Genomic DNA, 13,461 nt, shown 5'->3' with positions numbered 1-13,461 from the left:
GTTACTGCTGCCGAAAGCCCCAAAAATTAAAATACCCAACACCACAATTGACGGTTCAGGACGGTGCAGGATGACTAACTAATTGGATTACAGGCTCAACGACAACGATGTCGGGAACGTTTGCGTAAATAAAACTATCCTGTACTGTCGGCTTTGTTAGAAAATGTACATAGACTTGTTAAGCCATTTGTTGTTAAAAATTGCTTGTCATGTATTTTAAAAGACATACCTGTTTGCCTGTTTTTATTTGCTCCGGGCATTTTTTACTACTAAATCTGGCTATAGAACTAAGACTGTCGGACTTTGAAATTTGATTTCATTTTTATAACACTACAAAATTTAAAAACTGCTGTATGAAAAAAGTACTGTTAGTGTGTTTTTGGTTGATGTGCAGTAATATGCTGTTGCTTGCCCAGAACAAAACGGTGAGTGGCACAGTGACCGAAGAAGACGGAACACCATTGGCCGGCGTAACTGTTACCCTGGAAGGGGGTACAAAAACATCGGTAACAACAAACAAGGATGGTAAGTTTAGTATTCAGGTACCCACTACAGGTGAACAAAAGCTGGTATTATCCCATGCCGGCTTTGTACCCAAAACCATTAATACCGGTGAAAGCCCGATAACAGTGGCCTTACAAAAAGAGTTACAGTCGCTGGATGATGTGGTAGTAATTGGCTATCAGACCGTAAAACGCAGAGACCTTGTTAACTCTGTATCGTCTATCAGCGCTAAGGACATTAAAGATATTCCGATTAATTCCACAGCTGAAGCATTAACAGGCCGTCTTGCAGGTGTACAGATTACGATGTCAGAAGGATCGCCGGATGCAGAAGCGACTATCCGTGTACGTGGAGGAGGCTCCATTACCCAAGATAATTCGCCTTTATACATTGTGGACGGAATACAGGTTGAGAATGCTTTGAATGTTTTGGCCCCACAGGATATACAAAATATTGACGTGCTAAAAGATGCATCAGCAACAGCGATTTATGGTGCGCGTGGTGCAAATGGCGTAGTTATCATTACAACAAAAGCGGGCCGTAATATGAAGCCGGTAGTAACTTATAATGCGTTAGCCGGTACCAGGCGTTTGGCCAATAAACTGGATGTAATGAAGCCCTATGATTTTGTAATGTATCAATACGAACGTACAAGAAGCAGCCAGGCAGACAGAGATGGCTTTTTGAACACTTATGGTACGTACGATGATATTGAACTGTATAAGGACGCCCCGTTTGTAGACTGGCAGGCGTTAAATCTTGGCCGGAATGCTATGATGCAAACCCATAATGTTAGTTTAACAGGGGGGAGCGCTACTACAAAATATAATGCGAGCCTTACATCTAATAAAGAAGACGGCGTAATGCGTAATTCTGACTTTGACCGTAAACTGGTAAGTCTAAAACTTGACCAAACTATTAATGATAAAGCAAAAGCAGGTGTAGCCGTTCGTTATAATTACACAAATGTTAGGGGTGCTGGAACTTCTAATGCCGGATCATCCAGTTTAAACCAGCTACGGCAGAGTATTAAAAACAGGCCAATTTTAATGAATGATGCCAATGTATTGGATTATGACCCCGATTATGCTGATGCAACTAATGCCAATAGTTTATCATTGGTTAACCCTTTGTTATTGAATGACGCTACTTATAGAAGGAGATTGAATACTACCCTTAACCTGAGTGGTTATGTATCATATGACTTTAATAAGTATGTATCTTTTAAAACCACTTTAGGGGTTGATTTGTATAATACACGCCAGGAGTCATTTGATGATACATTAACGTCTAATGCCCGTTCCAATTTTGAGATGCCAATAGCGGGAATTAAGACGGCGAGTACAACCTCTATCAATAACTCAAATGTACTGACGTTTACCATGAATAAGTCGGGTACTAATTTTAGTAAACGCAACGACCTTGATGTAATACTGGGGCATGAACTTTATCAAACAACCATCAGGGCTAATGAAACAGTAGTAAAGTATTTCCCCGTAGGCGTGACTGCTAAACAGGCTTTAAGTAATATGGGTATGGCGCAAACACCTGTAGGCGGCCTGCAGCCTTTACCTACTTCAAATGAATTACAGGCAAAACTGGTATCATTCTTTGGACGTATTAATTATACGTTTGATAAAAAGTATATGTTAATGCTTACGGTAAGGAGTGATGGTTCTTCCAAATTTGCCGAGCAAAATCGCTGGGGTTATTTTCCCTCTGGCTCATTTGCCTGGCGTTTATCAGAAGAGGATTTTATTAAAAACCTTTCCCCGGCCATTAGTGATCTGAAATTTCGTGTGAGTTACGGGCAGGCGGGCAATAACAGGATCGACGACTTTTTATATTTAACGCAATATGTAAGTAACCCGTCAGTATCTGCTATTAATGCTTTTTATAGCTTGAATAACGGTATAATTCCTCCGTTTTACTCACCGGAACTGGCCAATGAAAATTTAAAATGGGAAACAACCATTTCACAAAACATAGGCTTTGATATCAGTTTATGGCGTAACCGTTTTAGTTTATCGGCCGATTATTATCATAATAAAACTCGTGATTTATTGGTCGATGTTACTGTGCCGTCCTCGTCTGGATATACAACGCAGGTACAAAACGTTGGATCGACTTATAATAGGGGATTCGAGTTCCAGCTTTCCGGTGCTCCTATTTCCAAAAAGGATTTTTCCTGGAACAGCTCATTAAATGTTTCATTTAATAAAAATAAAATTACAAGTCTTGGCGCTTATCAAAACTCTTTCCTGTTTTCATCTGGCTGGGGAGGGGGTAACCAACCATCTGATTTTCTGGTACGGGTAGGTCAACCGGTTGGTGTTATCTGGGGCCTGGTTACAGATGGCTATTATAAAGTAGAAGATTTTGATTACAGTGGTGGTGTATATACTTTAAAACCAGGCATTCCTTCAAACCAGGGTATTACCTCAGTAGCGCCCCGGCCCGGCTCATTAAAGTTTAAAGATATTTCTGGACAGGGCCCTGATGGTAAACCTGATGGGAAACCAGATGGTGTTGTTGACGATTTGGATAGGACTATAATCGGAAATACCCAACCCAAATTTTTTGGCGGATGGAACCATCAGTTAACCTATAAAAATTTTGACCTGAGTGTGTTCCTTAATTTCCAGTTTGGCAACGATGTATATAATGCCAACAAACTGGAATTTACCAGTGGTTATACTCCTAACTCAAACCTACTGGCAATGATGAATGACAGATGGCGAAATGTAGATGCCCAGGGCCAGGTGGTTACCGATCCTACTCAGTTAGAGGCCATGAATGCCAATGCTAAACTATGGAGTCCACTAACAACAGCTAGCTCTTTTTATGTCCATTCCTGGGCGGTGGAGGATGGTTCTTTCCTTAGGGTTAACAATGTAACATTAGGATACACTTTACCACGAAATTGGTTAAACCGGGTAAAAGTAAAAAGCCTTAGGGTTTATGGAACCGTAAATAACTTAGCTATAATTACTAATTATACCGGTTACGATCCGGAAGTAAATACCCGCAGAGGTACTCCGCTTACACCGGGTGTCGATTATTCGGCTTACCCCCGAAGCCGGGCGTTTATAGTTGGCGCAAACCTTAGTTTTTAATTTTTAAAAGTACAGTAATGATAAAGCAATCATATAAGAACAAATTATTAACAACGGTTACGACGGTTATACTGCTGACTGGTTTAGCCGGATGTAAAAAGTACTTAAGTATAGATCCGGTATCCTCTTTTGGTCCTGATTATGTATATGGTTCTGTCAGCAATGCTGAAAGTGCTGTATTAGGTGCTTATGCCTGTTTGGGTGGAGACCAGGGATATGGCATTCGTTTAAGCATGTATTATACTTACGATAATGATGAAATGATGGGGCAGGAAGGTGCTGCGGATAATGAACGCCGTGATATTGCCCACTATAATACACAGCCCAGCAATACCCAGCTGGCGAACCCCTTTAACCAGCTTTACAGGGGTATTGAAAGAGCTAATCAAAGTATTTATTTTATTCCGCAAATGAGTTTGTATTCGTCAGGCACAGCTAATGAGCAGTCCCGGTTGAAAGGGCTGTATGCAGAGGCATTGGTATTAAGGGCCCAGTTTTATTTTGAACTCATCAGGAACTGGGGAGATTTACCGGCACATTTTTTACCCTCAAGCGTTGACAAGGATTTATTTAAAACCCAAACGGACAGGGATACTATTTACAACCGTATATTAAACGATTTGGCCGAAGCATCAGCTTTGCTGCCATGGCGAAAAAGTGCAGGCTATAGTAATGAACGTATAACACAGGGCGCTGCAAGAGCCTTGCGTGCACGTATTGCCCTTTTTCGTGGTGGCTATTCATTAAGGTCTGAAACAAGTAGTTATGGCCCCGTAATGGCCCGACCTGCAGACTATAAGAATTATTACCAGATAGCAAAGGACGAGTGCGCCATTATTATGCAGCAAAGTAGCGAACATAATTTAAATCCAAGTTTTCAATCGGTATTTAAAGACGCTTTAAATAAATATTTAGAAGAACCCAATGGGGAGGTTTTATGGGAAGTGGGCATGGCCGGAGGTTCAACTAATTTTGGGGACAGTAAATTAGGTTATTACAATGGCCCCCGGTATACAGGCACGGCCAGCCAGGGAAATTCAGCGCTTACTGTATTACCCACCTATTTTTACCTGTTTGATTCAACAGATACACGGCGCGATGTAACCTGCACTTATTATAACATTAATGCTTCCCTGCAATTGGTGGCAAGGGTAATGTCGGATATGGTAGATGGTAAATTCAGAAGAGACTGGAATCCTATTACTACATCGGCGGCACAATATTTTGGCGTTAACTGGCCTGTAATCCGTTTTTCAGATGTGTTATTGATGTTTGCAGAAGCCGAGAATGAGCTGAATAGTAGTCCGACTCCGGCAGCCATTGCTGCATTTGAAAAAGTAAGGACCAGGGGGTATGGCGGCGATGCTTCAAAAATAGGTACAACACCTGCTACTTATACTGCATTTTTTGAAGCCATCATGAAAGAAAGATCATTGGAGTTCGGTGGCGAGGGAATTAGAAAGTACGATTTGATCAGATGGAATAAATTAGGAGAAAAACTAAACCTTGTAAAGACCCAGTTAGCTGCGATTGTTGCCAACCAGGCACCTTATGACCAGCTCCCTAAAAATATGTATTACCTTCCTAATCAATCCATGTCTACAGGCATGGTATGGGGTAATTCGTTTTATAAGCCTACACCTGCAACAGCGCCAACCGGTTATTCAACGCTGGCATGGTTAGGCGGTAGTGGCATTACCAATAAGATAATTGGCTCATTTGCCCGGTCGTTTGAACCCAATATGAGAGAGTTGTTTCCTTTTCCTCAGGCAGCAATAGATGCGAATCCTAATTTGAGACAAAACCGTTATAAACCATAAATAAAACTTTTATAATGCGTACACAAATATTTCAGCGAGTTTGGTTAGCAGCAATGCTGATAACAATAATATCCATGACATTTATTGCCTGTAAAAAAGCCGAAGAGCCGGGAATATTTACTCCCTCAAGAGTATTTACGCCTGCAACCATTACTGCTACAGGTGGTGAAACAAGCGCTTCCATTACCTGGAAGGCATCTAACTTTTCAAACGGCCGTAATGTTACCTATACAGTTGAGATAAGTACAACTGCAGACTTCAGCACCCCAGTTCTTTTTACAAAAGTTGTGGCCGATTCAACAAAGCTGATAGTAACAGATAATGATCTGGCGATAAAAACTCCTTTTTATGCACGTGTAAAAGGTAATGCCACGGCGCAATCGGCTGAATCGGCAGGCTGGGCTTACACCAAAGATCCGTTTACCATTACAGGGGAGCAATTGTTTTTACCGGTAGATCCGGCAACAGTATTAGCAACTACAGCTATTCTCTCCTGGAGACATTCTGACGGACTAACCAAAATTACAGTTAGGCCTACTGCGGGCGGCACAACCCTTGAGTTCCCGCTAACACCCGCGGATATTACTGCCGGTAAAAAAGAAGTAACAGGCTTAACCGCAGTTACTGCTTATACGGCCGAGTTGTTCAAGGGTACAGCCAATAAAGGCTCTATTTCCTTTACAACTAATCCGCAAAGGCCCACCGGACCCAATGTAACAGTGGTGGCAAGCGGAACAGATTTAAAAGCATTGCTCGAAACATCAGTGCCGGGTGCCGTGTTTATTTTACAACAAAACGGTGTTTACGATATAAGTGCAGAAGCTGTGCTGCCCAATAATGCAGCATTTACGATATGGGGTGATATTGGACCTAACAGACCGGTATTGGTTGCCAATACTATTAAACTACCCACTAATACAGGTGTCATCCGTTTTGAAAACTTAGATATAACGGGCTATCCGAGTAACGATCCGTTACAAGCAAAAAGGGCGTATATATTTAACCAAAGTACAGCGACAGAAACGGCAGAAATCAGTTTTGAAAATTGCATTATCAGAAACCTGGCAAATACCCCTGTTCGTCTCCAGGGCGCTACTGTAATGAATATTGGAAAAATTGCCGTTAATAATTGTATTGTATACGATATCAGCGCCACTCAAACTTATGCATTTATTAATACAAACGCTACTGTAGCTAGGATCAATAATATTATTATTACTAACAGTACATTTTATAACGTTAGAGTAGGTTTAGTTTTACACAACCAGCTTCCAGGTGTTTCGCTCAATGTAAGTAATTGTACTATTAATGATATTTCTGATGATACAAGAGCATTGATTGATTATAATGCGCAATCAGCAGGAACCTTCATATTTCTTAATAATATTGTGGGGAAGGTTAAAAGTACTGCTAACACTGCCAGGGGTATAAGAATAGGAGGTGTGAGTGTTACCGTGTCTTCCGATAATTACATTACGAGTGATTATACGGTATCAACTAACCCGATAGGGGGTGTTTCTACATACAGCGGTACAAGTACCGCATTATTCGAAAATCCGAGCGGAGGTGTTTTTCGATTTAAAGATGCAAATTTTGCAGGCCGTAGTACTGCCGGCGACCCCCGGTGGAGATAATACCTAATAATGATAACGGCTGGTTGAATAATTAAATTCAGTCAGCCGTTTTTTTATCATGCCATGTCATGCTCCTTTTTTGACATTTAAAAATGTTTATAAACGATGAATACTTTTATCCGTAACCATAGCTTTTTTTTATTTGCCGTAACTATTTTGGCCTGTTCTAAATCCGGTTCTTCCGGTGGTGCAACACCGGACCCTGAGCCAACAGGGCCAACACCGGTACAGGAAACAGCCATTGCTTTTCCGGGAGCAGAAGGCTATGGTAAAATAACTACCGGCGGCCGTGGCGGCAGGGTAATTAAAGTAACCAATCTCAATGATTCAGGTCCCGGTAGTTTAAGAGCAGCCCTTACTGAATCGGGTAAAAGGATCATCGTATTTGAAGTATCAGGTAATATCATATTACAGTCCAGGTTACAGCTCGGGAACGGCGATGTAACCATTGCCGGACAAACAGCTCCCGGTGATGGCATCTGTATACAGAACTATGAACTGAATATTGCCGCCGATAATGTGATCATCCGGTATATGCGTTTTCGTATGGGCGACCTGGCTAAAAACGAACAGGACGCCGTATGGGGCCGGTATAACCAGCAGCTTATACTGGATCATTGTTCCATGAGCTGGTCCATTGATGAATGCGCTTCCTTTTATGCCAACAAGAACTTTACCATGCAATGGTGCATTTTATCGGAGAGTCTTAATAAATCGGTTCATGAAAAAGACGATCATGGTTATGGAGCTATCTGGGGTGGTTCGGCAGCAACTTTCCATCATAATCTTTTGGCTCATCATAATAGCCGTAATCCACGCTTTGACGGCGGTCATCGTTCAGGTACCGGCACCAGTCCTTTTGGTATTGATAAGGTAGACTACCGGAATAATGTGATCTATAACTGGATGGGCAATAGCGCCTATGGTGGTGAGAACGGTGAGTATAATATGGTAAACAACTACTACAAACCCGGACCGGCCACACCGGCCAGCAGGAATAAACGTATTATGCAGGTATCCATAGATGCCAGCACAGTAACGTATGGACCTGGCTACGGAACATTTTATATTGCAGGTAATTATGTACACGGTAATGCGACTGTTACTGCCAATAACTGGTCCGGCGGTGTTGACTACGCCTCCGGTGTAACACAAACCATGGTGCAAAAACATGTGGCTTTTACCAGCGAAGCGCTTACTGCTCACACCGCGCAACAGGCTTATGATGCGGTGTTATTATATGGCGGCGCCAGTTTTAAACGTGATGCAGTGGATACACGTATTTGCAATGAAGTAAAAAACGGGACAGCTACTTATAACGGCTCTAAAACAGGTTTTAAAGGTATTATTGATTCGCAGACAGATGTGGGAAGCTGGCCGGTATTGCAATCCTTAAACGCTTTCAAAGATACTGACGGTGATGGCATGCCGGACGACTGGGAAATAGCGAATAAACTGGACCCCAACAAGGCGAATGCGAATGGCAGGGATTTAAGTACGGGTTATGATAATATAGAAGTGTATATCAACAGCCTGGTAAAACAGATAACGGATAATCAAAACAAATAACATTGTATACAAAAGTGCTTGCCCCCGTATTATTCGCAATATTGATTGTTGCGAATAATGTAAATGCCCAGGCTGTTACAGATGCATTTCCGGGAGCAGAGGGCTTTGGCCGGTATACTACCGGTGGCCGTGGCGGCCGGGTGATAAAAGTGACCAACCTGAACGATGCCGGCGAGGGCAGCCTGCGGGCCGCGGTAGAAGCCAAAGGTGCAAGGATAGTGGTGTTTGAAGTGTCGGGCAATATTGAACTGCGATCCAGGCTTTACTTTTTACATGACAGTATTACGGTGGCCGGGCAAACCGCTCCGGGTGATGGTATTACCGTAACTCATTACCCGGTGCTGGTAAAGGCCAACAATGTTATTATCCGGTTCATGCGCTTTCGTATGGGTGATGCGGCAAAACAAGAAGGCGACCCCATCGGCGGCACACTACAGAAAAACATACTGGTAGATCATTGCTCTGTAAGCTGGAGTACGGATGAATGTTTATCTTTTTACAACAACGACTCTCTCACGGTACAATGGTGTATCATATCGGAGAGCCTGCGGGCTTCGGTACATTTTAAAGGTGCACATGGTTATGGCGCTATCTGGGGTGGAAAATATGCAAGCTTTCACCATAACCTGCTGGCCCATCATGACAGCCGTAATCCGCGCCTGGGTGAAAGAGCGGGCAGTGCTTATGCCCTTACTGACCTCACTGATATGCGCAACAATGTTATTTACAACTGGGGACATAACAGTACTTATGGCGCCGAAGCCATGAATGTGAATATTGTCAATAACTATTATAAGCCCGGTCCTGCTTCTATCAATCGCGACAGGATATTCTCTCCCGATAAAAATAAATTTCCGGATAAGGAAGTGTACAATACCTGGGGTAAGTTTTATATCGATGGTAACGTAGTGGAAGGCAGTGATGCTTCTACAAAGGACAATTGGGGTAATGGTGTATACAAACATTTTCACAGCAGTTATGGTACTGTTACCGACAGTGAAAGAGTGCATATGCGGATGAAAGCCCCGCACAATATCAATAACAATACGGTTACCTACCCGGCAAAAAAAGCTTACGAACAGGTGCTTCAGTATGCAGGGGCCAGCTACCGGAGAGATGTGGTAGACAAACGCATTGTGGAAGAAACACGCACTGGTACTTTTTCAACAAAAGGCTCCAGGGGAAGTAAAAACGGCATCATTGATTCGCACCTGGACGCCGGCGGGTGGCCTGTATTACAATCGGCGCCGGCCTTAAAAGACACGGATGGTGATGGCATGCCGGATGAATGGGAAATAAAAAATAAACTGGATCCTTTTAAAGCCAATGCCAACGGGAGAGACCTGAGCGACGTCTATGATAATATTGAAGTGTATATAAACGGCTTAGTGAAAGAGATAATGGCTAAACAGGTATTATAAATGAACCGCTAATAAGTTGCAGGCTTTAAGTAATAAGTTAACAAGAAACACAAACATGAAAAATATTTTAATAAAAACAGGAGCGGCCTGTTTATTTACCATGATGAATATGACCGGTATAGCGCAGCAAACAGTTGCTTTTCCCGGGGCGGAGGGTTTTGGTAAGTACACCACCGGTGGCCGTGGCGGCAAAGTAATTAAAGTAACCAACTTAAATGATGATGGTCCGGGTAGTCTGCGTGCAGCCATTACAACAAAAGGCCCACGCATTGTTGTTTTTGATGTTTCCGGTACCATTGAACTAAAATCAAGACTGGTGATCAAAAACAACGATATCACCATTGCAGGACAAACCGCTCCGGGTGATGGTATCTGTATCCGTGGTTATAATACCAATATAGGTGCGGATAATGTGATTATCCGTTACCTGCGCTTTCGCCTGGGTGCAGAAAATAAACAGGAGGATGATGCACTGAACGGCACTAATCATAAAGGCATTATCATCGATCATTGTTCCATGACCTGGTCGGTTGACGAATGTGCTTCTTTTTACCGTAACAGGGAGTTTACCTTACAATGGAGCCTGATTGCACAAAGCCTGAATAATTCGGTACATACCAAGGGTAATCATGGTTATGGCGGTATATGGGGTGGGGAAGGCGCCAGCTTTCATCATAATCTTATTGCCAGCAATACCAGTCGTAACCCGCGTTTCAGCGGATCATCCACTACGGTGAACCCGGAAGGAGAGCTGGTGGATTTCAGGAACAATGTCATTTTTAACTGGGCGGGCAACAGTGTGTACGGCGGTGAAAAAGGCAGGTACAATATGGTGAACAACTACTATATACCCGGCCCTGCAACGGTTTCAAAAAATGTAAAAGCACGCATTGTAAATCCCAGCGCACCCTATGGTCAATTTTTTGTTGCCGGTAACTATATGGATGGTTCTGCCGAAGTAACGGCTGATAACTGGAAGGGCGTACACTGCGAACACCCCGATTCGGTAAAAGTAAATAAGGCATTTGAAGTAGTAGCGATCAGTGATCAATCTGCCAAAGAAGCGTATCAGCAGGTATTGGCATCGGCAGGTGCATCACTGCGCCGGGATGCTGTAGACAACGGGATCGTCAATGATGTAAAAAGACGCCGCAGTACTGATGGTGTAAAACAAAATGGTATTATCGATACTCCTGAACAGGTGGGCGGCTGGCCGGTTTTAACATCCTTATCGGCCGAAAAAGATACGGACGGTGATGGCATGCCGGATGCATGGGAAATAAAGCATGGCTTAAACCCTGATGATGCAGGTGATGCTGTAAAATATACTTTACAAAAAGCATATACTAATATTGAAGTGTATATCAACAGTATTGTTAAATAAATGATAATAAATAACAATTGTATTATTATAAAAGGCTGCATTTGCGGCCTTTTATATTATGATACCTGCAATATTGCAGCGCATTAATAAAACACTGGGTTCATTTGAATATATAACAGGGCTTATCACTAACAAGCGTTCCCGGTTTTATCGGCCGTATGCTGTATATTTGCGAAGGTTAAGTTTTATTATTAGTATTTATTGCATGGCGGTTCGGCTGCCGATGCTTTTTCTAAACCAAACTGTATTTGATGTTACTACAAGTTGCTCAAAAGTGTAAAAAAGCAGCTACTGTTTTTTTACTTTTTAGCTTACTGAATATTATAACATTTATACCCGGTAGCCACTTACCGGACGCTGAATTAGTGGAGGCCGGCTCCGTGGCCCATGCTTCGTTCGGAGATGAAGAAGAAGTGGGGCTTTCTACCATTCTTGAATTTATACTGGAAGATATTGTTGGCCTGGAAGACAGTCTACCTGATGCAGAAAAGCCTGAAGTGGTCGATCACTACATCAGCGCCAAGCTAAGAAACACTTCTTCCCCCCTCCCGGTTTTTTTATCCAACAATCAAGAGCCCGAATTCAGGCAGCCTGTTATTGCACACCAGACTTTCAACTTTACCGGTGCAGAAAACCTGCCGCATTTACAACACCACAACTTTGTGTTCCGCCTTACTCCTTTTTGATATCCTGTTTACAGTTACCTACAACTGTTATTCATCTTTTATTTAACCGTTTGATACAGGAACCCGCTGTTCCTGTGTAACAACTATTTGCTGTTCATTACTATGGGTTTTGCTGTTGCATAACCGGTAATGAGCGGTTAAATGGTAAAGGAATTATTTTATCATTAACACATAAGACAAGGGCTTGTGCGGAGAGCTCATTATTTATCACCACCTATTTATAAATTATACATCATGAAAGGATATCTGTACGTTATGTTATGGGCCGTTGCAGCCGGTTGTTCGGCTAAGGGAAGCAGCGAAGAAAAAGTAAAACCGGTAGCGTTACCGGTGATGGAAGTTGTGGTAAAGGATACAACACTCCATTTAGATTATGTAAGCAGTATTGAAGCCGTAAAAAATGTAGAGATCAGGACCCGTGTACAAGGCTTCATAAAAAAAATATTTGTTGATGAAGGGGCCGAGGTAAAAAAAGGGCAACCGCTTTTTCAACTCGATGATAAAGAACTGGCCATTGTTGTAGCCAAAGCAAAAGCCAGTTATAAAAATGCAGTAGCGGAAGCAAAGACCATTGAAGTGGAACTGGAAAGGGTAAAAACTTTACTGGATAAAAAAGTGATCTCGGCCACAGAACTGGATATGACCCAGGCCAAATTAAAAGCGGCACAGGCAAAAATTGAAGTGGCAGCTTCCGAACAACATGATGCCGAAGCAAAACTCTCCTATACTTTTATTCGTTCACCTTTCGATGGTATTATCGACCGCATACCCCTGAAAGCCGGCAGCCTGGTGAGTGAAGGAACCTTGCTCACCACTATCTCGGATAATAAAGATGTGTATGCCTATTTTACGGTGTCTGAAAACGATTACCTTAATTATAAAAAACAATCACCTGACAGTATCAATAACCATGTTAGCTTATTACTCTCCGATGGCAGTGAATATGAACATACAGGAAAAATTGAAACGGTGGATGGGGAGTTTGATGAAATGACCGGCTCTATTGCTTTCAGGGCCCGCTTCCCCAATCCTGCCAGGTTATTACGCCACGGGGCTACCGGTAAAGTGAGGTTAACGGAGCCGGCAAAAGAAGCGCTGATCATTCCTCAAAAATCGGTGTTTGAAGTACAGGACAAAAATTATGTGTTTGTATTGGATGAAGAGAATAATACAAGAATGCAAAATATCATTCCGCAAACCCGCCTCGCCGATTACTATATTATCAAAGGGGGTTTAAAAACCGGCGATAAGATAGTGTACGAAGGCATACAAAATGTAAAAGAGGGTATACGTGTACAACCCTTAATGGTCAACGACAATTTATAAA

Annotated in this window: 8 protein-coding genes; all 8 read left to right on the top strand. The window is 42.5% G+C overall.

Translation table 11 applies throughout. The features are described 5' to 3' along the window. The first annotated feature begins 353 nt into the window (after positions 1-353). Positions 354-3,620 (top strand): SusC/RagA family TonB-linked outer membrane protein, encoded by a 3,267-nt coding sequence (locus tag ACFS6H_RS03145; RefSeq protein WP_386095132.1) that lies wholly within the window; start codon positions 354-356, stop codon positions 3,618-3,620. A gap of 17 nt (positions 3,621-3,637) precedes the next feature. Further along, positions 3,638-5,440: a RagB/SusD family nutrient uptake outer membrane protein gene (locus ACFS6H_RS03140; RefSeq protein ID WP_386095130.1), complete on the top strand. Its 1,803-nt coding sequence runs from the start codon at positions 3,638-3,640 to the stop codon at positions 5,438-5,440. Between the two features lie 74 nt (positions 5,441-5,514). Then, positions 5,515-7,074, top strand: coding sequence for a DUF5123 domain-containing protein (locus ACFS6H_RS03135; protein ID WP_386095128.1), 1,560 nt, complete (start codon positions 5,515-5,517; stop codon positions 7,072-7,074). Between the two features lie 105 nt (positions 7,075-7,179). Further along, a complete protein-coding gene (locus ACFS6H_RS03130) occupies positions 7,180-8,643 on the top strand; it encodes a pectate lyase (RefSeq protein ID WP_386095126.1) in 1,464 nt (487 codons plus the stop codon). 2 nt (positions 8,644-8,645) lie between these two features. After that, the gene (locus ACFS6H_RS03125; protein ID WP_386095124.1) at positions 8,646-10,064 is read left to right on the top strand and encodes a pectate lyase family protein; all 1,419 of its coding nucleotides are present in this window, start codon (positions 8,646-8,648) and stop codon (positions 10,062-10,064) included. Between the two features lie 55 nt (positions 10,065-10,119). After that, positions 10,120-11,448, top strand: a complete 1,329-nt coding sequence (locus ACFS6H_RS03120; protein ID WP_386095122.1) for a pectate lyase — start codon at positions 10,120-10,122, stop codon at positions 11,446-11,448. Positions 11,449-11,699: 251 nt separating this feature from the next. After that, complete coding sequence (locus tag ACFS6H_RS03115; RefSeq protein ID WP_386095120.1) at positions 11,700-12,134, top strand: hypothetical protein; 435 nt, start codon at positions 11,700-11,702, stop codon at positions 12,132-12,134. 234 nt (positions 12,135-12,368) lie between these two features. Continuing rightward, entirely contained in the window at positions 12,369-13,460 is a 1,092-nt protein-coding gene (locus ACFS6H_RS03110; protein WP_386095118.1) for an efflux RND transporter periplasmic adaptor subunit, read from the top strand. The last annotated feature ends 1 nt before the right edge of the window (position 13,461 follow it).

Origin of the sequence: Terrimonas rubra (assembly GCF_042686025.1) — a bacterium.
Taxonomy (GTDB): Bacteria; Bacteroidota; Bacteroidia; order Chitinophagales; family Chitinophagaceae; genus Terrimonas; species Terrimonas rubra.
Note: the sequence above shows the minus strand (reverse complement) of the source record. Positions and strands in the feature narration are given on the sequence as shown.

Bases quoted from the DNA above. Each gene is read 5' to 3' on its own strand.
- ACFS6H_RS03145 (WP_386095132.1), top strand. From the start codon at position 354: ATGAAAAAAGTACTGTTAGTGTGTTTTTGGTTGATGTGCAGTAATATG.
- ACFS6H_RS03140 (WP_386095130.1), top strand. From the start codon at position 3,638: ATGATAAAGCAATCATATAAGAACAAATTATTAACAACGGTTACGACG.
- ACFS6H_RS03135 (WP_386095128.1), top strand. From the start codon at position 5,515: ATGACATTTATTGCCTGTAAAAAAGCCGAAGAGCCGGGAATATTTACT.
- ACFS6H_RS03130 (WP_386095126.1), top strand. From the start codon at position 7,180: ATGAATACTTTTATCCGTAACCATAGCTTTTTTTTATTTGCCGTAACT.
- ACFS6H_RS03120 (WP_386095122.1), top strand. From the start codon at position 10,120: ATGAAAAATATTTTAATAAAAACAGGAGCGGCCTGTTTATTTACCATG.
- ACFS6H_RS03115 (WP_386095120.1), top strand. From the start codon at position 11,700: ATGTTACTACAAGTTGCTCAAAAGTGTAAAAAAGCAGCTACTGTTTTT.
- ACFS6H_RS03110 (WP_386095118.1), top strand. From the start codon at position 12,369: ATGAAAGGATATCTGTACGTTATGTTATGGGCCGTTGCAGCCGGTTGT.